Genomic DNA, 26877 nt, shown 5'->3' with positions numbered 1-26877 from the left:
TCGGCTTCGGGTCCGGCGCAGGGTCCGTGACACCGGCGCCGGTGCCGGGGGCGTCCGGGTATCGGCGCCGCGGTGCCGGGGTGTCCCGGTGTCGGGAAGTTGCCGGTGTCGGGGTCCCGGTGTCGGGAAGGTGCTGGTTTCGGTGGGCCCGGGAATCGACCGTACGATGCTGCGATGTCCCTCCCCAAGGCTGAACTGCACCTCCACATCGAAGGCACCCTCGAACCCGAGCTGGCCTTCGCGCTCGCCGCGCGCAACGGCGTCACGCTGCCGTACGCGGACACCGAAGAGCTGCGCAAGGCGTATCTCTTCGACGACCTCCAGACCTTCCTGAACCTGTACTACGAGCTCATGGCTGTCCTCCTGACGGAAGCGGACTTCGCCGACCTGGCCGACGCCTATCTCGCGCGTGCCGCCGCGCAGGGCGTACGGCACGCGGAGATCTTCTTCGACCCGCAGGCGCACATCGCCCGGGGCGTGCCGATGGGGACGGTCGTCGAGGGGCTGTGGCGCGCGCTCGGGCGGAGCGAGGGGACCCACGGCGTCTCCACCCAGCTGATCATGTGCTTCCTGCGGGACGAGTCCGCCGAGTCCGCCATGGACACGCTTCAGGCCGCGAAGCCCTACCTCGACCGGATCGTCGGCATCGGCCTCGACTCCGCCGAGGTCGGCCACCCGCCGGTCAAGTTCCGCGCGGTGTACGAGGCCGCCGCCGAACTGGGTCTGCGCCGTGTCGCGCACGCCGGCGAAGAAGGGCCGCCCGCGTACATCACCGAGGCCCTCGACATCCTCGGCGTCGAGCGCATCGACCACGGGCTGCGCTGCATGGAGGACCCCGAGCTCGTCGAACGGCTCGTCCGGGAGCGCGTACCGCTCACCCTGTGCCCGCTGTCGAACGTACGGCTGCGCGCCGTCGACGTCCTGGCGGACCACCCGCTGCCCGCCATGATGGACGCCGGACTGCTGTGCACGGTCAACTCCGACGACCCCGCCTACTTCGGCGGTTACGTCGGCGACAACTTCCACGGGGTGCGCGAGGCCCTCGGTCTCGGCGAGGAGCGGCTGCGGGAGCTGGCGCGCAACTCGTTCGAGGCGTCCTTCCTGGAGCACGACGAGGAGCGCCGGGCGCGCTACATCGCCGAGGTCGAGGCGTACGAGTTCGGGTAGCCGAGCGAGCGACTGCCCGTCCGCCCGCCCGTCCGCCCGGTTGGACGGTTGGAAGGTTGGAAGGGCGGTCAGGGGACGGGCGTCAGACGGTCACGGCACCCGGCGCGGACATGGTGGCCGCCGTGTGCCGGGGCCCCGCCGTGCCGTAGGCCTCCCGCTGGGCGGGCACGCCCTCCAGGGGGATCTCCACGACGGCGCTGTCCACGTCCGGGATCGGCGCCACGGAGATTTCCACGAGGGGGATCTCCACGACAGGGATCTCCACGAGGGGGATCTCGACGACGGGGATCTCGACGATCTGGGTGGTGCGCCGTGGCCGCAGGGCCACGAGGGTCATCGGGACGCCGATGAGCAACAGGCCGACCGCCAGGACCGTTCCCATCGCCGGGTAGCCCGCCCGCGCGGACAGCAGACTGCCGGTGAGCGGGCCGCACGCCGTGCCGAGCGAGGAGGCGGAACCGACGAGGACCGCCCATCGGCCGCGCGGGTCCATGGACGCGGCGAGGCCGATCACATACGAGAGTACGACCGGGTACAGCGCGTTCCAGGCGATCTCGCCCGCCGCGAAGGACGTCAGATCGGTGGCCGCCGCGCTCAGCGCGATACAGCCCGCGATCAGCGCCGTGCCCACGCCGATCGGCAGCGCCCGGCCGAGCCGCGGGCCGAGGGCGCCCGCGCCGATGGTCCCGAGCAGTCCGGCGCCGAGCGCCACCGCGAAGACCGCGCCGACCTCGACCTCGGTGAGGCCCGCCTGGGTCAGACCGATCCGGCCGCTCACGCCCCACAGGGAGTTCTGCGCGAGGGACCAGAAGAGCATCGCGCCGGCGAGGAGCAGGCCGGAGCGGCGGTGCGGGAGCGGGGTGGCGGCGCGCGGGGTGTGCGCGGCCGGGGTGCGCGCGGGGAGCCGTCCCGTCAGGGTCAGCGCGAGCAGCGCCGTGCAGGCGATCGCGGCGAGCGGGACACCGTGCGCCGGTCCCAGATGGGGGATCGTCAGATACAGGGCGCCCGCCAGGCCGGAGACGCCGAGCAGACCCAGGGTGGTGACCCGGTGCGGATCGTGCCGGCCGGCGATTCCGGTCGCGGCGACCGCGGTGGCCGTACCGGAACCGAAGCCGCCGACGATCGCGCCGGCGACGACGAGCGGGACGGCCGCCGAGAGCGCGGCGGTGCCGTAGCCGACGGCCGCGAGGAGCAGGCCTGCGCGGGCCAGCCTGCGCGGGCCGAAACGGTCGACGCGGGAGGCGAGCAGGAAGCCGGCCGAGGCCGAACCCAGCAGCAGGACACTGCCGACGGCACCGGCCTGGGTGGCCGACAGCGGGAGTCCCGCGTCGAGGCGGCCGACGGTGGTGGGGAGCAGATACGCGGCGAGGTAACCGGCCGTGAAAAGGGCGACGAGGGGCCAGGGCGTGGGGGTGCGGGCGGACACGGGCGTTCCCAGGGCAGGCGAGAGCGGCTCAAGAAGAGGGGGGATTGGGGCGGCTGTCGACGGACAGGAACGCGCGGGCAATTTGTATCAAGGTGGGGGGTCCGCGAAGAAGGCGTAGCGGTGTGATCTGGGGCACTCTTCGTTTGCCGTGGGGGTCTCGGGGTAGGAGCGCGCACCTTTCGAGCGCCGGGCGGAGCCGGGTGCCCGACCGGTGCCGGTGCCGCGCGTGCGGGCGAGGGTGTTCGGGCAGGTGGGGGGACCGGGGATCGCACCCGGACGCGGGCGCTGGGCGGGCGAGTGGCGGTGGGGAAGGCCTGCCCCGCCACGGGACAGGTGGGGGTCGGTTTCCGTACACGGCGCGGGCGCGGGGCGGACGAGTGGCGGTGAGGGAAGGCCTCCCCCGCCACGAACGGACACGGGGGATCGGTCTCCGGACACAGCGCGGACGCTGGGCGGACGTGCGGCGGACGTGCGGCGGGCGTCGCGAGGCGGGCAAGTGGCGGACGCCGGGAGGGCGCGGGGCCTCACCGCACCGCGAGGCCCGCCCCGCGCCTGCGGAGAAGGCCTTTCCCGCCACGGACGGACACGAGGGGGTCGGTTTCCGGACACGGCGCGGGCGCGGTCGCGGGCGGGGAAGGACGTGCTCCACCCGCACCACGGACTGCGGCCGCCCCGGCGTGACCCACGGCCCCGCGCGGCCCGTGTGGTGCACACTGGCCAGATCCGGACCACCCCAGGGAGCGCACCGTGATCGACGGCGAGGGACCGTTCCGCCAGGCCCATGTCGACCCGCTCGCCGGGCTGCGCACGGCCGATGACCCGCCCTGGGACGTCTACCTCACGGGCACCGTCTTCCTGGACATCATCTTCACCGGGCTCGACTCCGCCCCCGTGCGCGGCACCGAGTCCTGGGCGCGCGGCATGGGTTCGAGCCCCGGCGGCGTCGCGAACATGGCGACCGCCCTCGCCCGGCTGGGCCTGAAGACCTCCCTCGCCGCCGCCTTCGGGGACGACCACTACGGGGAGTACTGCTGGGACGCCCTGGAACAGGGCGAGGGCATCGATCTGGCGCCCTCGCGGACCGTGCCCGGTTGGCACTCGCCGGTCACCGTGTCGATGGCGTACGAGGGCGAGCGGACCATGGTCAGCCACGGGCACGAGCCGCCGCACGAGGAGCCCGCCCCGGACTGCCCGCCGCGCGCGCGTGCCGCCGTCGCCTCGCTGACCCCGGGAATCCGCGCGCCCTGGATCGCCCAGGCCGCGAGCCGGGGCACCCGGATCTTCGCGGACGTCGGCTGGGACGACACAGGCCGCTGGGACCTGGCGGGGCTCGCCGATCTGGCGCACTGCGAGGCGTTCCTGCCGAACGCCGAGGAGGCCATGCGGTACACCGGCGCCGACTGTCCCCGCGCGGCGGCGCACGCGCTGGCCGAGCACGTACCGCTGGCGGTCGTCACCCTCGGCTCCGAAGGCGCCTACGCCGTGGACGGCCGTTCCGGGGAGAGCGCCGAGGTCCCGGCGATCGCCGTCGAGGCGCTGGACCCCACGGGGGCGGGTGACGTCTTCGTCGCCGGGTTCGTCATGGGGACGCTGGCCGACTGGCCGCTGGCCGACCGGCTGGCCTTCGCCGGGCTGACCGCCGCGCTCTCCGTCCAGGAGTTCGGCGGTTCGCTGTCGGCGCCCGGCTGGTCGGAGATCGCCGCATGGTGGCGCCGGGTCCAGTCGGTCGACGACCAGGATCCGGCGGCGCTCAGCCGGTACGCCTTCCTGGAGGGCCTGCTCCCGGAGGTCACCCGCCCCTGGCCGCTGCGCCGGGCGGTACCGACGATCGGTTTCGGCCGCTCGGCATGAGACCACCTGGTCATGAGGTCGGTTCGTCCTGGGGTCCCGGCGTGGCCTGAGGTCACGACCTGGTGACCTGAGGAAAAGCCCTACGGCTCCGTGAGTGCCGCGACGTACGCTGGGGAGCGCAAGGCTGCCCGTGTGGCAAGCGTGCCGACCGAGGAGGATACGCAGGCCTACAGAGCCGGCCCATGACTCAGACACCCACAGCTCACGGCCCCGCTCAGGGGCAGGCGCGCGCGCACTTCACCGTCCCGGCCAAGCACCCCATGGTGACTGTTCTGGGTTCCGGAGACGCCTTGTTGCGCGTGATCGAGAAGGCCTTCCCGGCGGCCGACATCCACGTCCGGGGAAACGAGATCAGTGCGGTCGGCGACGCCGGTGAAGTCGCTCTCGTCCAGCGCCTGTTCGACGAGATGATGCTGGTGCTCCGCACGGGGCAGCCCATGACGGAGGACGCAGTGGAACGCTCGATCGCCATGCTCAGGGCGAGCGAGAACGGGGAGGGCGACGGCCAGGAGACTCCGGCCGAAGTGCTCACGCAGAACATCCTGTCCTCGCGAGGCCGCACCATCCGCCCCAAGACGCTCAACCAGAAGCGCTACGTCGACGCCATCGACAAGCACACGATCGTGTTCGGCATCGGTCCCGCCGGTACCGGCAAGACGTACCTCGCCATGGCGAAGGCCGTTCAGGCGCTCCAGCTCAAGCAGGTCAACCGGATCATCCTGACCCGCCCGGCGGTCGAGGCCGGCGAGCGTCTCGGCTTCCTGCCCGGCACGCTCTACGAGAAGATCGACCCCTATCTGCGCCCGCTCTACGACGCGCTGCACGACATGCTCGACCCGGACTCGATCCCGCGCCTGATGGCGGCGGGGACGATCGAGGTCGCGCCGCTGGCTTACATGCGCGGCCGAACCCTCAATGACGCGTTCATCATCCTGGACGAGGCCCAGAACACGAGCGCCGAGCAGATGAAGATGTTCCTCACCCGGCTCGGCTTCGACTCGAAGATCGTGGTCACCGGTGACGTGACGCAGGTCGACCTCCCGAGCGGCACGAAGTCGGGTCTGCGGCAGGTCCAGGACATCCTGGAGGGCCTCGACGACGTCCACTTCTCGCGGCTCACGTCCCACGATGTCGTACGGCACAAGCTGGTCGGCCGTATCGTCGACGCGTACGAGAAGTACGACAGCGAGAACGGCACCGAGAACGGCTCCCACAAGAGCCGGGGCCACAAGGGGAAGTAGACCAGCACCGCCATGTCGATCGACGTCAACAACGAATCCGGAACCGAGGTCGACGAGCAGGCGATCCTCGACATCGCCCGCTACGCGCTCGCGCGGATGCGCATCCACCCGCTCTCCGAGCTCTCGGTGATCGTCGTGGACACCGACGCCATGGAGCAGTTGCACATCCAGTGGATGGACCTGCCGGGACCGACGGACGTCATGTCCTTCCCGATGGACGAGCTGCGTCCGCCGTCGAAGGACGACGACGAGCCGCCGCAGGGACTGCTCGGCGACATCGTGCTCTGTCCCGAGGTCGCCGAGCAGCAGGGCAAGGACGCCCCGACGCAGCACTCCATGGACGAGGAGCTCCAACTGCTCACCGTCCACGGTGTGCTGCACCTGCTCGGTTACGACCACGAGGAAGCCGACGAGAAGGCCGAGATGTTCGGCCTGCAGGCCGCCATCGTGGACGGCTGGCGCGCGGAGAAGGGCATCACGGGTCCGTCTCCGGCCCCGACCGTGTCATGAGCCCTCAGCTGGTCATCGGTGCCATCACCCTGGTCGTGGTCGCCTGGCTCGCCGCCTGCGCGGAGGCGGGCCTGGCGCGCGTCTCCAGCTTCCGCGCCGAGGAGGCGGTCCGCAGCGGCCGACGCGGCAGCGCCAAGCTCGCGCAGGTCACCGCGGACCCGACGCGCTATCTGAACGTGGCGCTGCTGGTCCGTGTGGCCTGCGAGATGGCGGCCGCCGCGCTCGTCGTCTTCGCCTGCCTGAAGGAGTTCGACCGGACCTGGCAGGCCCTCGCCGTCGCCATCGCGCTGATGGTCCTCGTGTCGTATGTCGCGGTCGGTGTCTCGCCGCGCACCATCGGCCGCCAGCACCCGCTGAACACCGCGACGGCGGCGGCGTACGTCCTGCTGCCGCTGGCCCGGATCATGGGCCCGATCCCGCCGCTGCTGATCCTGATCGGCAACGCGCTGACACCCGGCAAGGGGTTCAGGCGCGGCCCGTTCGCCTCCGAGGCGGAGCTGCGGGCGATGGTCGACCTCGCCGAGAAGGAGTCCCTCATCGAGGACGACGAGCGCCGCATGGTGCACTCCGTCTTCGAGCTCGGCGACACCCTCGTGCGCGAGGTCATGGTGCCCCGCACGGACCTCGTCGTCATCGAGCGTTACAAGACCATCCGGCAGGCACTCACCCTGGCCCTGCGCTCGGGCTTCTCCCGCATACCCGTCACCGGGGAGAACGAGGACGACATCGTCGGGATCGTCTACCTCAAGGACCTGGCCCGCAAGACGCACATCAGCCGGGACGCCGAGTCGGAGCTGGTGTCCACGGCCATGCGGCCCGCCAGTTTCGTACCCGACACCAAGAACGCCGGAGATCTGCTGCGCGAGATGCAGCAGGAGCGCAATCACGTCGCCGTCGTCATCGACGAGTACGGCGGCACGGCCGGCATCGTCACCATCGAGGACATCCTCGAGGAGATCGTCGGCGAGATCACCGACGAGTACGACCGCGAACTGCCGCCCGTCCAGGAGCTCGGCGGCGACAGCTTCCGGGTGACCGCCCGCCTCGACATCGGCGACCTCGGCGAGCTGTACGGCTTCGAGGCCTACGACGACGAGGACGTGGAGACCGTCGGCGGACTGCTCGCGAAGGCACTGGGACGGGTCCCCATCGCCGGTGCCTCCGCGGTGGTCGAACTGCCCGACGGGCGCGAGCTGCGGCTGACCGCGGAGGCCGCGGCCGGGCGCCGGAACAAGATCGTCACGGTCCTCGTCGAGCCGGTCGAGACGGCCGGCCCGGCCGGGCCGGCCGAGGAGGAGAAGCCGGAGTGACCCCGCAGCGGCTGCGCGCGTTCTGCCTGTCCTTCAACGCGACCGTCGAGGACTTCCCCTTCAACCCCGAGACCTCGGTCTTCAAGGTGCTGGGCAAGGTCTTCGCCCTGACGAACCTGGACGCGCGCCCCCTCACGGTCAACCTGAAGTGCGACCCGCAGGACGCGATCCGGCTGCGCGAGCAGCACCCCGGGCTGATCATCCCGGGCTACCACATGAACAAGCGGCATTGGAACACGGTGACCGTCGACGGCGAGCTCCCGGACCGCCTGGTCCGGGAGCTCATCGAGGATTCGTACGATCTCGTCGTGGCCGGTCTGCCGCGAGCCGAGCGACTGCGCCTCGACCGTCCCTGACCCGGGGCCGACCGCTGTGGGAGCTGCGGGACATCGAGGACGCCGGGCAGATCCGCAAGGAGCTCGACCATCCGCTGGTGGGTCTGCTCGCCGTGGAGTCCACCGCGATGAAGGTGCCGGTCCGGCCGGACCTCACGATCGTGCTCCACACGCCACTGCCGGAGGCGAACACGGCCTCGAAGCTGGAGTGGCTCGCCTCGCCGGAGGGGCGCCGCGGGTCGATGTATCCGGTGGCCGGGTGACCCTTCGGCGGGGGCTCGCGCCGGGACTTCGTATGCTCTGGTCATGACCGACAGCAGCGCGCTCGACCCCGAGGACCGCAAGATCGTCACCCTGGCCCGTTCCACGCGGGCCCGCAACGGTGTGCCAGAGGGCGCGGCCGTACGCGACGAGACGGGGCGTACGTACGTCGCCGGGACCGTGGAGCTGGAGTCGCTGCGGCTGAGCGCCCTGCAGACGGCCGTGGCGATGGCCGTGGCGTCCGGTGCGAAGTCCCTGGAGTCGGCGGCCGTGGTGTCCGAGGCGGAGGCCGTCACGGACGCGGACCGTGCGGCCGTACGGGATCTGGGCGGGCCGGGGACTCCGGTGCTGCTGGCCGGACTCGACGGCGTCGTACGCGTGACGGTGACGGCGGGCTGAGACCGACGTGACGGGCGGCCGGGGCCGACGGTGACGGTGGGCTGGGGCCGGCGGTGACGGTGGGCTCCGGCTCACGGTGACCGCGGGCTGAGAAGGCTTCCTCCGCCCTTGCACGAACTTCTCCCGCCCCTGGACGAACGGACGGCCCGGAGTCCGGGCCGTCCGCCCGTTGACCGGGCCGTCTTCAGTGCGCGCCTTCAGGGGCGCCGAGGTTCCTCAGAAACCGAGCTTGCGCAGCTGCCGGGGGTCGCGCTGCCAGTCCTTGGCGACCTTCACATGGAGGTCGAGGAAGACCGGCGTGCCGAGCAGCGCCTCGATCTGCTTGCGGGACTTGATGCCGACGTCCTTCAGGCGCTTGCCCTTGGGGCCGATGATGATGCCCTTCTGGCTGGGGCGCTCGATGTAGACGAAGGCGTGGATGTCGAGGAGCGGCTTGTCGGCGGGGCGGTCCTCGCGCGGCAGCATCTCCTCGACCACGACGGCGATGGAGTGCGGAAGCTCGTCGCGGACGCCCTCCAGGGCGGCCTCGCGGATCAGCTCCGCGATCATGACCTGCTCCGGCTCGTCCGTCAGGTCACCCTCGGGGTAGAGGGCGGGCCCCTCCGGCAGCAGCGGGACGATCAGGTCGGCCAGCAGACCCACCTGCGAGTCGCCCACCGCCGACACCGGAACGATCTCGGCCCACTCGAACCCGAGCTCCCGGCCGAGCTGGTCGATCGCGATGAGCTGCTCGGCGAGCGTCTTGCTGTCGACGAGGTCGGTCTTCGTGACGATCGCGATCTTCGGCGTCTTCTTGATCGATGCCAGTTCCTTCGCGATGAAACGGTCACCCGGGCCGAGCTTCTCGTTCGCGGGCAGGCAGAAGCCGATCACGTCGACCTCGGCCCAGGTGGTGCGGACGATGTCGTTGAGCCGCTCGCCCAGCAGGGTGCGCGGTTTGTGCAGGCCAGGGGTGTCGACGAGGATCAGCTGCGCGTCGGGCCGGTGCACGATGCCCCGCACGGTGTGCCGCGTGGTCTGCGGCTGGTTCGCGGTGATCGCCACCTTCTGGCCGACCAGAGCGTTCGTGAGGGTGGACTTGCCCGCGTTGGGGCGGCCCACGAAACAGGCGAAGCCGGCGCGGTGGTTCCCCACTGCCTCGGACGGCTCGGATGACTGGTTGCGAACGCTCATGGCGCCCATTCTCCCTGATCGTCGGGCGCCTGCCGTACCAAGCTGTTCGATACCCCGGAGGCGGGCATTCCGATACCTGTGCACGGGGCGTCGAGGACTCGCCCGCCGGGCGTTCACACGCCGGGCCGCGGACACCTCATCTGTGAGGATTCGGAAATCGCGGCGCAATGAAACACATCGGAAACGCGGGTGTGCGCAACCGGAAATGCGCGCCCGTGACGCTCTGACGACGCCCCCACCCCGTTGGAGAGACCGTGACTCTGGCCGCTGCCCGGATCGACACCGGCGACACAGCCTGGCTGCTCGCCGCCACCGCGCTCGTCCTCCTGATGACGCCCGGCCTCGCCCTGTTCTACGGCGGCATGGTCCGCGCGAAGAGCGTGCTCAACATGCTCATGATGAGCTTCGTGTCGATCGCCCTGGTCACGGTGGTCTGGCTGATGGCCGGATACTCCCTCGTGTTCGGGCAGGACGCGTTCGGCGGGCTCATCGGCGGGCTGCGGCACGCGGGGATGGCCGGGCTCGGGCCGGACAGCGTGCAGGGCACCGTCCCCACTCTGCTCTTCGCCACCTTCCAGCTCACCTTCGCGATCATCACCGCCGCGCTGATCAGCGGGGCGGTCGCCGACCGGGCGAAATTCGGGGCCTGGCTCGTCTTCGTGCCCGTCTGGGCGCTCCTCGTATACGTTCCCGTCGCGCACTGGGTGTGGGGTCCCGGCGGCTGGATCCGCGACGGTCTCGGCGCGCTCGACTTCGCGGGCGGTATGCCGGTCGAGATCACCTCGGGTGCCTCCGGGCTCGCGCTGTGCCTGGTCCTCGGGCCGCGGCTCGGCTTCAAGAAGGACGCCATGCGCCCGCACAACCTGCCCATGGTGATGCTCGGCGCCGGTCTCCTCTGGTTCGGCTGGTTCGGCTTCAACGCCGGGTCCGCCCTAGGCGCCAACGGTCTGGCCGCCGCCGCCTTCCTCAACACCCTCACCGCCGGCTGCACGGGCCTGCTCGGCTGGCTCCTCGTCGAGCAGCGGCGCGACGGCCACCCGACCACGCTGGGCGCCGCCTCGGGCGCGGTCGCCGGTCTGGTGGCCATCACCCCGTCGTGCGGGTCGGTGTCCCTGCTGGGCGCGCTCGCCGTCGGGCTCGCCGCCGGCGTCGTCTGCTCGTACGCCGTGAGCTGGAAGTTCAAGCTCAACTACGACGACTCGCTGGACGTCGTCGGCGTCCACCTGGTCGGCGGTGTCATCGGCACGCTGCTCATCGGGGTCTTCGCCGTCCACGGGATGACGGGCGGGATCGACGGGCTGCTGTACGGGGGCGGGCTCGGCCAGCTCGGCCGGCAGCTGGTCGGTGTGCTGGCCGTCGGGGGGTACGCGTTCGCCGCCACGTACGGCATCGGCAAGGTGCTCGACCGGCTCATCGGCCTGCGCGCGGACGAGGAGCACGAGCAGACCGGCCTGGACCTTACGGTGCACGCCGAGAGCGCCTACGATCACGGGGTCCTGGGCCACGGGGCCCCGGTGTCGTCGTCCCTTCCCACCGCGCAGAAGGTCAAGCACCAGGCATGAAGCTCATCACCGCCGTCGTCAAGCCGCACCGCCTCGACGAGGTCAAGACCGCCCTGCAGGAGCTCGGTGTGCACGGGCTGACCGTCACCGAGGCCAGCGGCTACGGGCGTCAGCGCGGGCACACCGAGGTGTACCGCGGCGCCGAGTACCGGGTCGACCTGGTCCCCAAGGTCCGGATCGAGGTCGTCGTCGGGGACGCGGAGGCCGACGCGGTCATCGACGCGGTGGTGAAGGCCGCGCAGACGGGGAAGATCGGGGACGGAAAGGTGTGGTCCGTACCCGTGGAGACGGTCGTACGGGTACGGACGGGCGAACGCGGGCCCGACGCACTCTGATCGTCACCACCGCCGCGGCGAACGCGGCTCCCACCAGCACGGCCACCAGCCACGGCAGCGCCAGGAAGGACACGCTCGCCGACTCCGTGGTCCCGGGCGCGCTGGCCGTCAACGTCACATCGCCCCAGTCGAGCTGGGGCGCCCCGTGCCAGGGCGCGGTGAGCCGGACCCGCTGGCCCGGGAGCAGTTCCGAGGGGATGCCCGTGAGGCCGCGGGACAGCAGGGTCCGCCCGAAGAGGCCCTCGGCCCTCAGCCGCACCTTCGGGTTCAGTGTCACGTTGCCCGTGTTGTGGAGGGTGTACGAGACGGTGGCCGTGCCGGTGCGCGTGCCGGGGATCAGCGGCTGGTGGTGGGTGAGGCGGACCTTCTCCACGGCGAGGGCGGGGACCGTCGGACCGCCGACCCTGAGGTAGACCCGGGCGGCCACGGCTCGTTGCACCCCGACCGAGAGGGAGCCCGAGCCCGTCTCGATCCGTTCGTCGAGTGCCACCAGCGCGCCCGGATGGTCGCCGGGTTCGGCCCGCTCCGGGACCCGGAGCGTGAACGGCACGGTGACCTCGCCGTGCGCGGGCACGGTGACCCGGGAGCGGTCGGGCCGCGCCCATGCCCCCACCCCGTGCTGCCTCTCCCTCAGCGTGCGCACGGCGAAACCGCCGTCGCGCGCGGTGTTGTAGGCGTCGGCCGCGTACAGCCGGAACGTCAGGGGGCCGCCGGTCTTGTTGGCGACGGTGACCTTGTCCCGGAGGGTCTGGCCGGGGTCGGCGGAGAGATAGAAGTACGGCCGTGCGGCGATGCGCGAGGACACGGGGTAGACCGACCAACTGCCGTTGTCGGCCGCGTACGAGGGCGTCGCCAGGAAGGCCGAGACGGCCGTGAGGACGGAAAGCAGGGTCAGGAGGAGGGCGTACGGCTTGCGCATGGGTGCGGACCCCCGCGGACGGCATGGGCGACGTGGGCGGACGAGGTGGACGGGCGGGTGCGCGCCCGGCCACCGGGGTGCGGATGGACCGGTCGAGTGGCTGACCGGTCAGCTGAGCGTCAGCGTGAGCACACCGGAGTAGGAGCCGGGGGGCGTGAACTCCGGTACGTTCAGCGACAGTCCGGCGTCGACGGTGAACTCACCACCGGTGAGCGTCCCGTTGGGGGTGGACGCCAGTGTCGCTCCCGAGGTGCCCACCGCGCCGGACGATCCGGCCCGGCAGGTGCTCGGGCTGCCGGCCTTGGTGGCGCAGGCCGGGGTCCAGCTCAGCGCACCGGCATCGATCTTCGCGCCGGGGCCGGTGAAGTCGGTGACCTTGCCCGTCAGGGACCAGCCCGCGGGTCCGCCGCGGAAGTCCTTGACCGTCACCGTCTGCAGGGCGCCCGTGGAGGCACCGCCCCTGCCGTAGTCGACCGCCGACAGCGCGACGGCGTCCCCGGCCTGGGTCATCGACAGCGTTCCCGCCTTCACCGTGGTGGTGAGCCTCTGACTGCCGTCCGGGACGGGCGTGTTGTCGTTGACGACATACGCGGCGGGACCCGCGCCGGTGTCCGCGTTCCAGCTTCCTCCCTCGTACGCGACCACGCCGGTCGTCGTCTTGTCGTTGACGACGAGCGAGCCGCTGAAGGAGCCCTGGGCGTTCGCGGTCACGGTCGCCGTGTCGGCGGTCTGGGTGGCCCCGGACCGTCCGGCGAGGGTGACGGTGGCGCCCGGGGTGAAGTCGCTGCCGGTGACGGTCACGCTGTCACCGGGGTTCCCGGAGGCCGAACCGAGCTGGATGGCCCGTGTGTTGGTCTGTCCGCCGCCCGTCGCGGTGACCGTCTCCGACACCGGGGCGGGCGGGTTGGTGACCGTGCACGGGGTGTCCAGCTCCATGATGTAGCTGGTGTGGATGTTGTAGTCACCGGGCGACAGGGTGATCGCGCCGGGCGCGGTCACGGTGAACGTGCCGGTCATGCTGAACGACGGGAAGGCGCCCTTGCCGGGCACCGGGTCGTTCTTCTTGGGGCCGGCGACGGTGACGCTTCCGGTCTGCGCGCCGCCCAGCGCGACCTTCCCGGTGGGCGTCATGATGTCCGCCGGAAGCGCGATGTCGACGGGGTTGCTTGCGGCGGGCTTGACCACCGTGTAGGTCACGGTGACCGTGTCGCCGACCTTGGGACTCGCGTTGTCCACCGCGATCTTCGCGGTGGTGGTGCCGTCGATCGGCGGGATGCCCGCGATCGCCGGCGGGATGCAGTGCGTGGCGAAGTCCACGTTCGTGGACGCGGCTCCGGCCGGGGCGGCCAGCGCACCTCCCGCGGTGAGCGCGAGTACGGTCGCCCCGAGCAGTGCCGCGAGGCGGCGTCTTCGGGTTGTCGGACCCGTGGTTGACATGGTTGTTGCCCCCTCCTGAGGGATGCGGGCGCAGCGGCTCGTCTGCGCCGACAGGGGGCCATTGATGTGCGGGTTGTGTGAGAAGTCAATGGAGTCCCGGCGCAGCGACTGATGGGCCATCAGTTTCTGTCATGGTCATCAACCGTCGCCAAACCGCTCTGTTCGCAAGGGAGTTGGGGGAGTTGTGGAGAGCCGGTGCCGCTGCGCGCGGGCGGCACCGGCCCTCGTCACGTCAGGGCGCGGCGGGTCAGTCGAAGACGAACGGGCCCGGGGACTGCGGCGCGTCCGCCGTGCAGGTGATGGTGATGCCGAAGACCACCATCGTCAGGGAGCCACCATAGGTCTCCAGGCTGTCGCCGGAGGCGACGGTGCCGTCCAGGGGGCCCACCGAGACTCCGCCGCCCGCGGCGATCGCGGGGTTCTTCGTGCCGCTGAAGGCGGTGGTCCCGCCGTTCGCGTTCACCAGGGTCAGGGTGGAGGCGACCGAGTTCTCGGCGATGGGGAGCGGGGACGTGATGGCGGTGGAGCTGAGGGTGATGGTCGCGGCCGTGCCGTCCTGCGTGGCCGTGAGGGTGGCCGCACCGCCGCCACCGAGGGTGCAGGTCGCGTTGATGGTGGCCGTCTGGGGAGTGACGGCCGCGGCGGTCGGCGCGAAGGCCAGACCGGTCGCGGCGAGGGTGCCGGCGGCTAACGCCGCGGCGGTACAGAGTCGCTTGCCTCTCATCGGATTCCCTTCCCTTGTGGGGGAATTGCCATGTGGGGATGGTCGGGACGGGGCCGTCCGCCCTGGTCCGGGCACACGGGCTCCTCACCTCCGTGCTCGGTGAGGGTGCGGGGAGACGTGTACGCGGACCGTCCGCGCGTGGGGTGCGGGACGCCGTGCGGAGGCGTATCTGACGGTCCGTCGGAATGTGCGGTTCCATTGAGGCGCGGGTGCCTCACGATTGCAAGGGAAGCGGACCCTTTCCTTCAACGGTTGTGGAAAGTGGCCGAAGTTGGACCAGGGTCCGGGAGATCACCGCTGTCCGGGCCATGGGAACGGTGCAGGAACCGCTTCGTTGCGGCGTGCCGCACCGCGACCTCGTGGGACTTCCAGAGTGTGCAAACTCCTCGCTCTTGAAGCGGAGTTCGGCCATCAGGGCGGCGGTGGAACGGCCCGCCCCGCCCGGCCGGCTCAGTCCACCCCCTTGATCCGCCCGACCAGCACCGCCCCCGCGAGCCCGATCACCGCCGCGACCAGGTAGAGCACCCGGTAGCCGCCCAGGTACGTCACGATCGGGGCCGCCAGCACGGGGGCCGCGACCTGGGGGAGGGCGTTGGCGATGTTGATGACGCCGAGGTCCTTGCCGCGGTCGAGGGCCTTCGGCAGGACGTCGGTCATCAGGGCGAAGTCGACGGAGGTGAAGACGCCGAAGCCGATGCCGAGGACGGCCGCGGCGACGACCGCGCCGGGCCAGGTCTGCCAGCCGGCCAGCGCCGCCGTGGCCACCGCCATCAGGACGCCGGACCAGATCACGAACGGCTTGCGGCGGCCCAGCCGGTCCGACCACACCCCGCCCACCACGACCGTGGCGAGCAGCGTGACCCCGTTCACCGCCGTGAGGATCAGAACACCCTGCTCGGGGTCGCCGTAGTGCAGCCGGTCCCGCAGGTAATAGAGCAGGTACAGCAGAACGAGGGCGTTGCTGAGGTTGATCAGGAAGCGGGTCAGCCAGGCCCACGCCAGATCGGGGTGCTCTCGGGGGCTCAGCCGGAACGAGGCGACGAACGCGCGCCCGGACCAGGGCGGGCGGGCGGACACCGGCAGCCGCAGGTCCGGGTAACGCAGCACGTAGGGCAGGACGCCCACCAGCGTGAACACCGCGCACGCCGCGTACCCGCCGCCGGTGCCCCCGGCCACCGTCGCGAGTCCCGTGCCGCCGACCACGCCGAGGATCTGCGCGGCGCCCAGCCAGCCGCCCACGGAACCGCGCTGGAGCCGCGGCACCCGGTCGGGGACGGCCGCGGTGACCGCGGCGAACGCGGCGTTCAGGGTCAGCTGGACCAGACACCAGCCCGCCGCCATCGTCCACACGCCGCCCGCTCCCGCGAGGAGCAGCAGGGACAGCGCTCCGCCGGCCGCCCCGGCCACGATCCATGGCGTACGGCGGCCCCGGCGCGCGGTCGTACGGTCGGACAGCGCGCCGAAGAGGGGGTTGGCGATCAGTGAGACGACCGCGCCCGCACCCGTCACCCAGGCCAGCATCGCCTCCTTGGACATGCCGGTGCCGGGCGCGAAGTCCTCCGCCTGGGAGGCGAGAAGGATCTGCAGCGGGCCGTACCAGCCCACCCAGATCGCCCCGTTGGCGAGCGACAGCGCCGAGGTCCAGCCCCGGCCCACCCGCAGGGCGGGCTCGGCGAGGGCGGCCACGGGTATGACCGGCTGGTCGGCCGCGGTCATCTCTGCGCCCGCAGGGCGTCCCGCAGCCAGGTGTACGAGGCTTTCGGGGTCCGCTCAAGGGTGTCGTAGTCGACGTGCACGAGGCCGAAGCGGCGCTCGTACCCCTCCGCCCACTCGAAGTTGTCCATCAGCGACCAGACGAAGTAGCCGCGTACGTCGACGCCCTGCTCCAACGCCCGGTGCAGCGCCCGGACATGACCGTCCAGGAAGGCGATCCGCTCCTGGTCGTCGATGCCGTCGTACGAGCAGCCGTTCTCGGTGATGACGACGGGCGGGAGCCGGTCGCCGTAGCGCTCGTGGAAGCCGACCAGCAGCTCGGTGAGGGCCTCGGGCACCACCGGCCAGCCGAAGTCGGTGACCGGGTAGCCCTCCAGTTCCTTGACGGTGAAGGGCAGTTCGGCGGGCAGCGTGAGTCCGCTGAACTCGATCTCCGCACCCTCGGGAGCGCCCACCTTGGTCGGCTGGTAGTAGTTGATCCCGTACCAGTCGACCGGCTCGCCGATGATCTTCAGGTCCGCCTCGACGTCGCCGGGCATCAACTCGCCGATGCCTTCGGGGTACTGGCCGAGCAGGACGGGATCGGCGAAGAGGCGGTTGAGCAGGAGGTCGTAGAAGTCGGCCGCCTCCACGTCCTCGGTACGGTCCGAGGCCGCCCACGTCGGCCCGTGCGAGTTGGCGATCCCGATGTCGCCGGCGCCGGCCGCGCGCAGGGCCCGTACGGCGAGCCCGTGGGCGAGGAGCTGGTGGTGGGCCACCGGCAGCGCGTCGAACAGGAGCTGCTTGCCGGGGGCGTGCGCGCCGAGCGCGTGGCCCAACAGGGTGTGTTCGGCGGGCTCGTTGAGAGTGATCCACTTCTTGACACGGTCGCCGAGGCGTTCGGCGACGACCGAGGTGTACTCGGCGAACCGCTCGGCGGTGTCCCTGTTCAGCCAGTCGAGCTCCGCCGGCAGGTCCCAGTGGAAGAGGGTCGGCACGGGCCGTATGCCCGCCGCGCACAGGGCGTCGACCAGGCGGTCGTAGAAGTCGAGGCCGCCCGGGGAGTTCACCCGGGGCCAGGAGACCGAGAAGCGGTACGCGTCCACGCCGAGGCCGGCGAGGAGGGCCACGTCCTGCGGGTAGCGGTGGAAGTGGTCGCAGGCCACCGCCGCAGTGGAGCCGTCCTTGATGTGTCCGGGCCCGGCGCTGAACGCGTCCCACACCGAGGGTGCGCGTTCGTCCACGGCCCCCTCGATCTGGTGGGCCGAGGTGGACACGCCCCAGAGGAAGCCGGACGGGAACTGCGGGAGCGGGTTCGTCGCCATGCGCGCGATCATCTGTACCGGCGGTAACGGAAGTCAACGGGTCGGCGCGAACTCGCGGGCTTCCCGTGATTGTCGTTCCCTGTGCCGGCGTTCTCGGGCGCCCTCTCCCGGCGCCCGTCAGGCATCTTGCGTCGGACCGTGAGGTGTCCTCCGTCAGGCGCCCTCCTTCAGTACCCGTGAGATCAGCTCGCGCTGCTCCTCCGTCAGTGCGGGGTCGGCGGCGTAGACCGTCTTCCCGTCCACCGTGATCCGATAGCTGAAGCCGTCGGGGACGCCGACCGGGGGCGTGCCCCGGCCAGCGTCGAGTGCCCGCTCGGCCAGGGCCTGCCACTCGGGGGCGTCGGGCCGTCCCGAGGTGTCCACCTCGGCACGGCGCTCGATGCCCGCGAATCCGCCCGTGCGCCGCACTTCAATACGCATGGGTCCTGTCTAGTACGAGTCGGGCGCCCGGAGCCATGCCTTCGGGTGACGCGTCCGGATCGATGCCTCCTGGGCACGGGTCCGGGCCGCCGGGGCCACGGGCCAGGGACCCCAGGTCCGGGGCTACGCGGACGGGACTCCGACCTGCTCCCAGGCCTTCGTCACGGCCAGCAGTTCCTCCCCGTCGTTGTAACGGGTCCGCGCCGCGGCGAGCGTGAGCCGCGCGAAGTCCGAGAAGAGGGCCTGCTGGGGCAGCTCCCCGCCGGTGAGGACGTCGTACCAGATCTGTCCGGCCCGATCCCACGCGTGGCCGCCGAGTGCCTGGGCGACGAGGTAGAAGGCGTGGTTGGGGATGCCGGAGTTGATGTGGACGCCGCCGTTGTCGCGGCCGGTGTTGACGTAGCCGTCCATCGTCCCGGGCTGCGGGTCCTTGCCGAGGACGTGGTCGTCGTACGCGGTGCCCGGCTCCTTCATGGAGCGCAGGGCCGTGCCGGTGATCCGCGGGGCGAGGAGACCGGCGCCGATCAGCCAGTCGGCCTCGGCGGCGGTCTGGCCGAGCGTGTACTGCTTGATCAGCGAGCCGAAGACGTCCGACATGGACTCGTTCAGGGCGCCCGGCTGGCCGAAGTAGGTGAGGTTCGCCGTGTACTGGGTGACGCCGTGGGTCAGTTCGTGGCCGATGACGTCGACCGGGATGGTGAAGTCGAGGAAGATCTCGCCGTCGCCGTCGCCGAACACCATCTGCTCGCCGTTCCAGAAGGCGTTGTTGTAGTCCGTGTCGAAGTGCACGGTGGCGTCGAGCGGCAGGCCCTCGCCGTTGATCGAGGTGCGCTGGTAGGCGTTCAGGTAGAGCTCGAAGGTCGCGCCGAGGCCGGCGTACGCGCGGTTGACCGTGGCGTCCTTGCCGGGCTTGTCGCCCTCGCCGCGGACCTTCTTGCCGGGGAGGTCCTGGCGATGGCGGGCGTCGTAGATCGTGCGGTGCGGTGTGTGCTCGTCGGGCCCCGCGGGCGCGGGCACGGCCGGCGCGCCGAGGACGGTCGTCAGCCGCCGGTGGGTGCGCTCGTAGGCGTCGCGCTCCAGGGTCTGGCGCGCGGGACCGGAGAGCGCCGGGTCCTCGTGCTGGGCGAGCTTGTCGAGGACGTGGGGCGGCACGATGGTGCAGTGGACGGGCTCGAAGCCCCCGTTGGTCGTCATGCCCGGCACCCTTGCACTGGGTGACCTCTATGTCACTACGTGCAACCATGATTGGTGAAATGCGGCGATAAGGAGCCTGGGATTCCGCCTGGAAGTGGTATAGCGCACTTTTTGTCCCTTTTGGGGGGTGCGATCCCGCATACTGATACAGCCCTCCGTACGGAGCGCCGGCTCCGCTAGGCTGCGGAGCATCATGCGTTTCGGGCTGCTTCTCCTTAGCTGCCGCGGCGAGGGCCTGTAGTCGAGGCCGACCCCCTCCCCGCGGAGTCTGGCGTTGCGCCGTCGGCCGTCCTTTCGGACATCCTGAGGAGCCTACGCATCATGGCGAACAGCCAGAGCAGCCAGCACACCCGCACGAACCGTCAGCGTCCCACGTCGATGCCGGTCCACAAGTACGGGCAGTACGAGCAGGTCGACATCGCCGACCGCGACTGGCCGAACAACCGGATCACCGTCGCCCCCCGCTGGCTCTCCACGGATCTGCGCGACGGCAACCAGGCCCTGATCGACCCCATGTCGCCCGCGCGCAAGCGCGAGATGTTCGACCTGCTGGTGAAGATGGGCTACAAGGAGATCGAGGTCGGCTTCCCGGCGTCGGGCCAGACGGACTTCGACTTCGTCCGCTCGATCGTCGAGGACGAGACCGCGATCCCGGACGACGTCACGATCTCCGTACTGACCCAGGCCCGTGAGGACCTGATCGAGCGGACCGTCGAGTCGCTGAAGGGCGCCAAGCGCGCCAACGTGCACCTGTACAACGCCACCGCGCCGGTCTTCCGCCGTGTCGTCTTCCGCGGCTCCAAGGACGACATCAAGCAGATCGCCGTCGACGGCACGCGCCTGGTCGTCGAGTACGCGGAGAAACTGCTGGGCCCCGAGACCGAGTTCGGGTACCAGTACAGCCCCGAGATCTTCACCGACACCGAGCTGGACTTCGCGCTGGAGGTCTGCGAGGCGGTCATGGACGTCTGGCAGCCCGGTCCGGGCCGCGAGATCATCCTCAACCTGCCCGCCACGGTGGAGCGTTCGACCCCCTCCACGCACGCGGACCGCTTCGAGTGGATGGGCCGTCACCTGTCCCGCCGCGAGTACGTCTGTCTGTCGATCCACCCCCACAACGACCGCGGTACGGCCGTCGCCGCCGCCGAGCTGGCGCTGATGGCCGGCGCCGACCGCGTCGAGGGCTGCCTGTTCGGCCAGGGTGAGCGCACCGGCAACGTCGACCTGGTCACCCTGGGTATGAACCTGTTCTCGCAGGGCGTCGACCCGCAGATCGACTTCTCCGACATCGACGAGATCCGTCGTACGTGGGAGTACTGCAACCAGATGGAGGTCCACGCGCGCCACCCGTACGTGGGCGACCTGGTCTACACGTCCTTCTCCGGCTCCCACCAGGACGCCATCAAGAAGGGCTTCGACGCGATGGAGGCCGACGCGGCCGCCAGGGGCGTCACCGTCGACGACATCGAGTGGGCCGTCCCGTACCTGCCCATCGACCCGAAGGACGTCGGCCGCTCCTACGAGGCCGTCATCCGCGTCAACTCGCAGTCGGGCAAGGGCGGTATCGCGTACGTCCTGAAGAACGACCACAAGCTGGACCTGCCGCGCCGGATGCAGATCGAGTTCTCGAAGATCATCCAGGCGAAGACGGACGCCGAGGGCGGCGAGGTCACGCCGAAGGACATCTGGGCGACCTTCCAGGACGAGTACCTGCCCAACCCCGGGAACCCGTGGGGCCGTATCCAGGTCAGGACCGGCCAGTCCACCACGGACAAGGACGGCGTGGACGCGCTGACCGTCGAAGCCACGGTCGACGGCGTCGACACCGTCCTGAGCGGCACCGGCAACGGTCCGATCTCCGCCTTCTTCGACGCCCTGCAGTCCATCGGCGTCGACGTGCGCCTGCTGGACTACCAGGAGCACACGATGAGCGAGGGCGCCTCCGCGCAGGCCGCGTCGTACATCGAGTGCGCGATCGGCGACAAGGTCCTGTGGGGAATCGGCATCGACGCGAATACGACACGTGCCTCGCTGAAGGCCGTCGTCTCCGCCGTCAACCGAGCGGCCCGCTGACCTCGTCCACCTGGTTCTTTCCGGCCCCGTCCGCCTTTCGAGGCGGGCGGGGCCGGGTCGTATCCCGGCCAATCCATGTGCAGGTCACGAGCAGGTCTCGTCCTAGGTACTGACTACACCTCGACAATGTGGCTAACATCACGCCAGCACGGCGATGTTGCCGTGGGGGTACCTCCCACGCCTTTAAGGCTGTGGGGGAGTTACGGAGGTGTGCGACGTGCTGCCAGGATGGGGACGAAACGGTCGTGCAGTTCAGGTTCCCCGCATCCTGGGCACCCGTACCGCGTGGAGCACCGTGGGCGACGGGGAGTTCTTCTGCCCCGGCTGCGGTGGCGACCGCAACTACCAGCGGCTCGCCGGCCGACGGCGCTTCACTCTTCTGGGTGTTCCGGTTCTCCCGCGCGGCGAGACGGGGCCCGTCGTCGAATGCGCCGCCTGCCGGCACCACTACGGCGCCGACGTCCTCGACCACCCCACCACCACCCGCTTCTCCGCGATGCTCCGCGACGCCGTACACACCGTCGCCCTCGCGGTCCTCGCGGCGGGCGGCGGCTGCGCCCGTTCGTCCCTGGAGACCGCCGCCACGGCCGTCCGCTCGGCCGGCTTCGACGACTGCACGGAGGACCAGCTCAGCGCCCTCGTCGAGGCCCTCGCCGCCGACACGGGCCGCTTCTTCGGCGAGCCCTGCGGAGCGAGCCTGGCCATAGAACTCCACGAGGCCCTGGACCCGCTGGCCCCGCACCTCGCCCCGACGGGCCGCGAGGCGATCCTTCTCCAGGGCGCCCGCATCGCTCTCGCCGACGGGCCGTACACCCCCGCCGAACGGGACGTCCTCGCCACCGTGGGCGCGGCCCTGACGATCTGCTCGGACGACGTGACCCGCCTCCTGGCGACGGCACGGACGCCGTCGTAGTCCCGCCCCGCCTCCTGGCGACGGCACGGACGCCGTCGTAGTCCCGCCCCGCCCCGCCGTTACTCCCCAGGGAGTAGTCCGGCCCCCGCGTCACCCCTCGCAGTACCCCCGAACTCGCCCTTCCGCGCGACGTATCGCGTCCGCCGCGCCGGGAGTCTGGAGCTTGTCCAGACATTCCGCGAGAAGGGGAGGACCCCGCCATGGGGCCCGAGAAGGCCGGAAAGACGAGCACAGGCCCACGGCGGCGGGCTGCCGTGCCCTGGCTGCTGCTCGGGCTGTGGGTGGCCGTGCTGGCCGCCGTCGGGCCGTTCGCGGCGAAGCTCTCGGACGTGCAGCACGACCGTGCCGTCGACTATCTGCCGTCGAGCGCGGACTCCACGCAGGTCGCGAAGATCGAGGACCGGCTGCCCGGCGGGGAGGCCACCGAGCTCGTGCTCGTCTACCACCGCGACGGGGGCCTCCGCTCCGCCGACCGGGACACGGCGGCCCGTCAGGTCGCCGCGATCACCCGGGCGAACCCGCTCACCGGCACCCCCGAGGCGGTGCCGTCCCCCGACGGCAGCACGCTGATGTACGCGGTCGCCAGTACCGCGCCCGGCACCGACGAGAAGAAGCGCGACGCGTTCGTGAACGACGTACGCGATGTCGCCCGGGGAACGGACGGGATGAGCGTCGACGTCGGCGGGCCCGGCGCACTGGCCACCGACGCCGCGGAGGTCTACAACTCGCTCGGCGGACCGCTGCTCTACACCACCGTCGCCGTCGTGGCCATCCTGCTGATCCTCATCTACCGCAGCCCGCTGCTGTGGCTCGTGCCGCTCGCCGTCGCGGGCGTCGCCGACTACCTGTCCATGGGCGTCGCCTACGGACTCCACCAGGCGTTCGGCACGAGCGTCTCCGGCCAGAGCTCGGGCGTGATGACGATCCTCGTCTTCGGCGCCGGCACCGACTACGCCCTGCTGATCATCTCCCGCTACCGGGAGGAACTGCGGCGCGTGGAACGGCCCTACGACGCCATGAGGGAGGCCCTGCGCGGCTGCGGGCCCGCCGTGCTCGCCTCCTCCGGCACCGTCGCCGCCGGACTGCTGTGCCTGCTCGCCGCCGACCTCAACAGCAGCCGGGGCATGGGCCCGACGGGCACCGTAGGCGTGCTCTGCGCCCTCGTCGCCATGCTGACCCTGCTGCCCGCCGTACTCGTCCTTCTCGGGCGGCGGGTGTTCTGGCCGCTCGTCCCCGCCTTCGGCACCGAGCCCAAGCAGCGGCGGAGCCTGTTCTCCGCGATGGGGTCCTCCGCAGGCCGCCGGCCGCTCGTCGTGCTCGCCGGTGGAGCCGTCCTGCTCGGGGCGCTCGCCCTCGGCACGCTGAACCTGCCCGGCCCGCTGAAGCAGCAGGACGCCTTCGCCCACCGGCCCGACTCGGTCGCCGCGATGGAGACCCTCGCCGGCGCCTACCCGGGGCGGGGCACCCAGCCGATCACCGTGATCACCCCAACCGGGCGGGCGGACACGACGCTGGCCTCGGTGCGCGGCCACGCCGGTGTCGCGAGCGCCGAGCGCGGACGCAGCGGCGGCGGCTGGACGGAGATCTCCGTCATCGCGCGCGGCGCTCCCCAGTCGGCGGCCGAGACCGCCACGATCAAGGCCCTGCGGGCGGACCTCGGCGGATCGTACGTCGGTGGCCCGAGCGCCCAGCAGATCGACCTCCAGGACACCAATGCCCGCGACCGGCTCGTCGTCGTACCGATCGTCCTCGTCTCGGTGCTGCTGATCCTGGTCCTGCTGCTGCGGTCGCTCGTCGCCCCGCTGCTGCTCGTCGCCGCCGTCATCGCGGTGTGGGGAGCGGCGCTCGGTATCGGCGGCCTCGTCTTCGGCCCGCTGCTCGGGTTCGAGGGGACCGATCCCGGTCTCGGCCTGCTGTCCTTCGTGTTCCTGGTCGCTCTCGGCGTCGACTACGGGATCTTCCTCATGCACCGGATGCGGGAGGAATCCCTCTCCGGTGCCGAGCCGGCCGCCGCCGCGCTCACCGCGCTGCGCACCACGGGAGGCGTGATCGCCTCGGCAGGCCTCGTCCTCGCGGCCACCTTCGCGGTGCTCACGAACATGGGGCTCCTCCAGCTCGTCGAGCTCGGCTTCGTGATCTCGGTCGGTGTGCTGCTCGACACCTTCCTCGTCCGTACGTACCTGGTGACCAGCGCGAGCGTGGCGCTGGGACGCATGGTGTGGTGGCCGGGCGGCCTCTCGCGCAAGCCGGACACCGAGGCGGCGGGGAAGCAGGAGCCCGTCGCCGTAGGCTGAGCGGCCCGGCAGCTCCCTGCGCACACAACGGACATCGGGCGCCCCTCTCTCCCCGAGGGGCGCCCCCTCACGGAGGATGAAGCGGTGGACGTCAAACGCATGCTGCACCGCACCGGCTTCGGACGCCGGGGGAACGCCGGCCCGGCGCGGATCCTGCGCCAGGACGCGCTGCTCGCCGGCGTGCTGCTGATTCTCGACATCACCGTGGCCTTCACCGTGCAGGCCGACGGCCGGCGCCTGGACGCGCTCGGCTGGACCCTGCTGATCGCCGCGCACATCCCGGTGATCTGGCGGCGACGCGCCCCGCTCGCCGCGTTCCTCGCGCTCGTCGCCTGTGTCGGCCCGTACCACGCACTCGACTTCAACCACAACGCGCCGCTGCTCGTCTCGATGACCGCGCTGTTCACGGTCGCCGCCACCGGGCGCCCGCTGCGCTCCCTGGTGATCGGCAGCGGGGTCATCGGGATCATGCTCGCGGTCAAGTTCGGTCAGGGCTCCGCCGAGGGCACCCAGGCGCTGCGCGTCACCGGCTGGATCGTCGCGTTCATCGTTCTCGGCGTGTGCGCCCGGGTGCACGGGCAGTACTTCGCCTCGGTGGTCGATCGCGCCGAGCGCGCCGAACGCACCCGTGAGGAGGAGGCCCGCCGCCGGGTCGCCGAGGAACGTCTGCGCATCGCCCGTGACCTGCACGATCTGCTCGCCCACAGCATCACCCTGATCGGCGTGCAGACCTCCGTCGCCGCGCACGTGCTGGCCGCCGACCCCGACCGCCTCGACCGTACGGCCGTCGCCAAGGCCCTCGACGACATCTCCGAGACCTGCCGGAGCGCGCGCGGCGAACTGCGGTCCACGCTGGAGGTGCTGCGCGACTCCGAGCACGGCGGCAGCGACGGACGGGGGCCGCTGCCCGGCCTCGACGGGGTACCCGATCTGGTGGCGGCGGCCCGTTCGGCGGGCGCGCGGGTGGATATGCCGGCCGCGGTCCGGGCCGACGGTGTTCCCTCCGCCGTGGGCGCCGCCGCCTACCGCATCGTCCAGGAGGCGCTGACCAACGCGGTACGGCACGCGGGCCCCGGGGTGAGTGTCCGCGTCGACCTGAGCATGGACGGCTGGGCCCTGCGCGTGACGGTCACGGACGACGGCATCGGTGACGCGGGCGGCTCGCCCGGCTTCGGCCTGGTGGGGATGCGGGAGCGGGCTCGTAGTGTGGGCGGCACGGTGGAGACCGGGACGCGGGAAGGGGGCGGATTCGCGGTGGTGGCGGTACTGCCCCTGCGCGCGACGCTGCCGGAGCAGTGGACGGCGGCGGACTGCGCGGACCGTCCCGGAGCGCCGGGCGCCTCCGATGACGTACGGAACGCCGATGACGTAGGCGCGCCCGGGGCGCCGGGTGGTCCCGAGGCCGTACGCGATCCCCTGGCCGTACGTGATTCCGGGGCCGTACGCGATCCCGGGCTCGACTCCGTGGCCGTGTCCGAGCCCGGGAGGGGCGAGCTCCGATGACCATCCGTGTGGTCCTCGCCGATGACCAGAACCTCGTGCGGGCCGCGTTCGCCATGCTCGTGGAGTCGGCGCGGGACATGGAGGTCGTCGGACAGGCGGCCACCGGGCGGGAGGCCGTCGAGCTGGCCCGCACCGAGCGGGCCGACCTGATCGTCATGGACATCCGCATGCCCGACCTGGACGGCATCGAGGCGACCCGGCTCATCGCGGCCGACGAGAGCCTGACCGGGGTCAGGGTGCTCGTGCTCACCACGTACGACACCGACGAGCACATCGTTGAGGCGCTGCGCGCGGGCGCCTCCGGCTTCCTGGTGAAGGACACCCGGCCCGCCGAACTCCTCGACGCGATCCGCACGGTGGCCGCCGGGGACGCGCTGCTCTCACCGGGCCCCACCGCCCGCCTGGTCGCCCGCTTCCTGCGCACGCCATCGGTTCCCGCGCTCACGGTGGGCGGCCCCGAAGGGCTCTCCGAGCGCGAACGCGAGGTGCTCACCCTGGTCGCGCGCGGCCTCAACAACACCGAGATCGCGGCGGCGTTGGGGCTCAGCCCGCTCACCGCGAAGACCCATGTCAGCCGCATCATCGGCAAGCTGGGCGCCCGCGACCGGACCCAGCTGGTCATCGTGGCGTACGAGTCGGGCCTGGTGACTCCGGGAGAGGCGGGGCAGGCCTGACCGGCCCGGCGCCGGTCCGGCGAGACGCCGGCGTCAACTGACGTCTCGTCAACACGCCGTGAAAGCACGGGTATTGCTGTGGCACCCGGGGAACATTAGGTTCACGAGGACGTCCCACGTCCCACGTTCCATGTCCGAT

General features: G+C 71.4%; 22 protein-coding genes and 2 pseudogenes. 15 read left to right on the top strand and 9 right to left on the bottom strand.

Annotated features, from left to right (window positions below):
* The first annotated feature begins 174 nt into the window (after positions 1-174).
* Positions 175-1167: an adenosine deaminase gene (locus ACZ4N5_RS12700; RefSeq protein ID WP_467757076.1), complete on the top strand. Its 993-nt coding sequence runs from the start codon at positions 175-177 to the stop codon at positions 1165-1167.
* 82 nt (positions 1168-1249) lie between these two features.
* Here the strand turns inward: ACZ4N5_RS12700 and ACZ4N5_RS12695 are convergent, their stop codons facing one another.
* A complete protein-coding gene (locus tag ACZ4N5_RS12695; protein ID WP_467757075.1) occupies positions 1250-2593 on the bottom strand; it encodes an MFS transporter in 1344 nt (447 codons plus the stop codon).
* A 747-nt stretch (positions 2594-3340) separates the two neighbouring features.
* On the opposite strand from ACZ4N5_RS12695, the gene ACZ4N5_RS12690 reads away from it, so the two are divergent.
* From ACZ4N5_RS12690 to ACZ4N5_RS12660, 7 genes and pseudogenes are all read left to right on the top strand, one after another.
* Positions 3341-4444, top strand: coding sequence for a carbohydrate kinase family protein (locus ACZ4N5_RS12690; RefSeq protein ID WP_467757074.1), 1104 nt, complete (start codon positions 3341-3343; stop codon positions 4442-4444).
* A gap of 182 nt (positions 4445-4626) precedes the next feature.
* Positions 4627-5685, top strand: a complete 1059-nt coding sequence (locus ACZ4N5_RS12685) for a PhoH family protein (protein ID WP_467757073.1) — start codon at positions 4627-4629, stop codon at positions 5683-5685.
* A gap of 12 nt (positions 5686-5697) precedes the next feature.
* The gene (ybeY, locus tag ACZ4N5_RS12680; protein ID WP_326787904.1) at positions 5698-6195 is read left to right on the top strand and encodes an rRNA maturation RNase YbeY; all 498 of its coding nucleotides are present in this window, start codon (positions 5698-5700) and stop codon (positions 6193-6195) included.
* Complete coding sequence (locus ACZ4N5_RS12675; protein ID WP_467757072.1) at positions 6192-7505, top strand: hemolysin family protein; 1314 nt, start codon at positions 6192-6194, stop codon at positions 7503-7505. Before ybeY ends, ACZ4N5_RS12675 begins: the two co-directional genes overlap by 4 nt.
* Positions 7502-7861 (top strand): MmcQ/YjbR family DNA-binding protein, encoded by a 360-nt coding sequence (locus ACZ4N5_RS12670; protein WP_467757071.1) that lies wholly within the window; start codon positions 7502-7504, stop codon positions 7859-7861. Before ACZ4N5_RS12675 ends, ACZ4N5_RS12670 begins: the two co-directional genes overlap by 4 nt.
* 14 nt (positions 7862-7875) lie before the next feature.
* Positions 7876-8103: pseudogene (locus tag ACZ4N5_RS12665) on the top strand (MmyB family transcriptional regulator); the annotation flags it as partial.
* Positions 8104-8146: 43 nt separating this feature from the next.
* Complete coding sequence (locus ACZ4N5_RS12660; protein ID WP_355845648.1) at positions 8147-8500, top strand: cytidine deaminase; 354 nt, start codon at positions 8147-8149, stop codon at positions 8498-8500.
* A 216-nt stretch (positions 8501-8716) separates the two neighbouring features.
* On the opposite strand, the gene era is transcribed toward ACZ4N5_RS12660, so the two are convergent.
* Positions 8717-9682, bottom strand: a complete 966-nt coding sequence (gene era, locus ACZ4N5_RS12655) for a GTPase Era (protein WP_261702641.1) — start codon at positions 9680-9682, stop codon at positions 8717-8719.
* Positions 9683-9927: 245 nt separating this feature from the next.
* Here era and ACZ4N5_RS12650 point away from each other — a divergent pair, with 245 nt between their 5' ends.
* Complete coding sequence (locus ACZ4N5_RS12650; RefSeq protein ID WP_467757070.1) at positions 9928-11235, top strand: ammonium transporter; 1308 nt, start codon at positions 9928-9930, stop codon at positions 11233-11235.
* Complete coding sequence (locus tag ACZ4N5_RS12645) at positions 11232-11570, top strand: P-II family nitrogen regulator (RefSeq protein ID WP_467757069.1); 339 nt, start codon at positions 11232-11234, stop codon at positions 11568-11570. The genes ACZ4N5_RS12650 and ACZ4N5_RS12645 overlap by 4 nt, the downstream gene beginning before the upstream one ends.
* Here ACZ4N5_RS12645 and ACZ4N5_RS12640 read toward each other — a convergent pair.
* From ACZ4N5_RS12640 to ACZ4N5_RS12610, 7 genes and pseudogenes are all read right to left on the bottom strand, one after another.
* A pseudogene (locus ACZ4N5_RS12640) lies at positions 11467-12489 on the bottom strand (DUF916 domain-containing protein); the annotation flags it as partial. The gene ACZ4N5_RS12645 and the pseudogene ACZ4N5_RS12640 overlap by 104 nt on opposite strands.
* Positions 12490-12597: 108 nt before the next feature.
* Positions 12598-13926 carry a beta-xylosidase gene (locus tag ACZ4N5_RS12635; protein WP_467757068.1) on the bottom strand — a complete coding sequence of 443 codons (1329 nt, stop codon included), beginning with the start codon at positions 13924-13926 and terminating at the stop codon, positions 12598-12600.
* A 247-nt stretch (positions 13927-14173) separates the two neighbouring features.
* Positions 14174-14650: a hypothetical protein gene (locus tag ACZ4N5_RS12630; RefSeq protein WP_467757067.1), complete on the bottom strand. Its 477-nt coding sequence runs from the start codon at positions 14648-14650 to the stop codon at positions 14174-14176.
* 450 nt (positions 14651-15100) lie between these two features.
* A complete protein-coding gene (locus ACZ4N5_RS12625; protein WP_467757066.1) occupies positions 15101-16366 on the bottom strand; it encodes an MFS transporter in 1266 nt (421 codons plus the stop codon).
* Positions 16363-17679, bottom strand: a complete 1317-nt coding sequence (locus tag ACZ4N5_RS12620; RefSeq protein ID WP_467757065.1) for a GH1 family beta-glucosidase — start codon at positions 17677-17679, stop codon at positions 16363-16365. Before ACZ4N5_RS12620 ends, ACZ4N5_RS12625 begins: the two co-directional genes overlap by 4 nt.
* Positions 17680-17820: 141 nt before the next feature.
* The gene (locus tag ACZ4N5_RS12615; protein WP_467757064.1) at positions 17821-18087 is read right to left on the bottom strand and encodes a protealysin inhibitor emfourin; all 267 of its coding nucleotides are present in this window, start codon (positions 18085-18087) and stop codon (positions 17821-17823) included.
* 123 nt (positions 18088-18210) lie between these two features.
* On the bottom strand, positions 18211-19281 hold the full coding sequence (locus ACZ4N5_RS12610; RefSeq protein ID WP_467757063.1) for a M4 family metallopeptidase: 1071 nt from the start codon (positions 19279-19281) through the stop codon (positions 18211-18213).
* Between the two features lie 321 nt (positions 19282-19602).
* Between ACZ4N5_RS12610 and leuA the strand changes: the two genes are divergently transcribed.
* The 5 genes from leuA to ACZ4N5_RS12585 all read left to right on the top strand — a co-directional run bounded on the left by leuA (position 19603) and on the right by ACZ4N5_RS12585 (position 26738).
* Complete coding sequence (gene leuA, locus ACZ4N5_RS12605) at positions 19603-21354, top strand: 2-isopropylmalate synthase (RefSeq protein WP_467757062.1); 1752 nt, start codon at positions 19603-19605, stop codon at positions 21352-21354.
* A 217-nt stretch (positions 21355-21571) separates the two neighbouring features.
* The gene (locus ACZ4N5_RS12600; protein WP_467757061.1) at positions 21572-22267 is read left to right on the top strand and encodes a TerB family tellurite resistance protein; all 696 of its coding nucleotides are present in this window, start codon (positions 21572-21574) and stop codon (positions 22265-22267) included.
* A gap of 200 nt (positions 22268-22467) precedes the next feature.
* On the top strand, positions 22468-24561 hold the full coding sequence (locus ACZ4N5_RS12595; protein ID WP_467757060.1) for an MMPL family transporter: 2094 nt from the start codon (positions 22468-22470) through the stop codon (positions 24559-24561).
* 99 nt (positions 24562-24660) lie between these two features.
* Entirely contained in the window at positions 24661-26064 is a 1404-nt protein-coding gene (locus ACZ4N5_RS12590) for a sensor histidine kinase (RefSeq protein WP_467757139.1), read from the top strand.
* The gene (locus tag ACZ4N5_RS12585) at positions 26061-26738 is read left to right on the top strand and encodes a response regulator (protein ID WP_467757059.1); all 678 of its coding nucleotides are present in this window, start codon (positions 26061-26063) and stop codon (positions 26736-26738) included. The genes ACZ4N5_RS12590 and ACZ4N5_RS12585 overlap by 4 nt, the downstream gene beginning before the upstream one ends.
* Positions 26739-26877: the final 139 nt, after the last annotated feature.

Source organism: Streptomyces sp. NPDC026500, from assembly GCF_055567635.1.
The sequence above is the reverse complement of the archived record's forward strand: the minus strand, read 5'-3'. Positions and strand labels throughout refer to the sequence as shown.

Bases quoted from the DNA above. Each gene is read 5' to 3' on its own strand.
- ACZ4N5_RS12660 (WP_355845648.1), top strand. From the start codon at position 8,147: ATGACCGACAGCAGCGCGCTCGACCCCGAGGACCGCAAGATCGTCACC.
- ACZ4N5_RS12590 (WP_467757139.1), top strand. From the start codon at position 24,661: ATGCTGCACCGCACCGGCTTCGGACGCCGGGGGAACGCCGGCCCGGCG.
- ACZ4N5_RS12595 (WP_467757060.1), top strand. From the start codon at position 22,468: ATGGGGCCCGAGAAGGCCGGAAAGACGAGCACAGGCCCACGGCGGCGG.
- ACZ4N5_RS12645 (WP_467757069.1), top strand. From the start codon at position 11,232: ATGAAGCTCATCACCGCCGTCGTCAAGCCGCACCGCCTCGACGAGGTC.
- ACZ4N5_RS12625 (WP_467757066.1), bottom strand. From the start codon at position 16,366: ATGACCGCGGCCGACCAGCCGGTCATACCCGTGGCCGCCCTCGCCGAG.
- ACZ4N5_RS12585 (WP_467757059.1), top strand. From the start codon at position 26,061: ATGACCATCCGTGTGGTCCTCGCCGATGACCAGAACCTCGTGCGGGCC.
- ACZ4N5_RS12700 (WP_467757076.1), top strand. From the start codon at position 175: ATGTCCCTCCCCAAGGCTGAACTGCACCTCCACATCGAAGGCACCCTC.
- ACZ4N5_RS12630 (WP_467757067.1), bottom strand. From the start codon at position 14,650: ATGAGAGGCAAGCGACTCTGTACCGCCGCGGCGTTAGCCGCCGGCACC.
- leuA (WP_467757062.1), top strand. From the start codon at position 19,603: ATGGCGAACAGCCAGAGCAGCCAGCACACCCGCACGAACCGTCAGCGT.
- ACZ4N5_RS12685 (WP_467757073.1), top strand. From the start codon at position 4,627: ATGACTCAGACACCCACAGCTCACGGCCCCGCTCAGGGGCAGGCGCGC.
- ACZ4N5_RS12675 (WP_467757072.1), top strand. From the start codon at position 6,192: ATGAGCCCTCAGCTGGTCATCGGTGCCATCACCCTGGTCGTGGTCGCC.
- ACZ4N5_RS12635 (WP_467757068.1), bottom strand. From the start codon at position 13,926: ATGTCAACCACGGGTCCGACAACCCGAAGACGCCGCCTCGCGGCACTG.
- era (WP_261702641.1), bottom strand. From the start codon at position 9,682: ATGGGCGCCATGAGCGTTCGCAACCAGTCATCCGAGCCGTCCGAGGCA.
- ACZ4N5_RS12615 (WP_467757064.1), bottom strand. From the start codon at position 18,087: ATGCGTATTGAAGTGCGGCGCACGGGCGGATTCGCGGGCATCGAGCGC.
- ACZ4N5_RS12610 (WP_467757063.1), bottom strand. From the start codon at position 19,281: ATGACGACCAACGGGGGCTTCGAGCCCGTCCACTGCACCATCGTGCCG.
- ybeY (WP_326787904.1), top strand. From the start codon at position 5,698: ATGTCGATCGACGTCAACAACGAATCCGGAACCGAGGTCGACGAGCAG.
- ACZ4N5_RS12620 (WP_467757065.1), bottom strand. From the start codon at position 17,679: ATGATCGCGCGCATGGCGACGAACCCGCTCCCGCAGTTCCCGTCCGGC.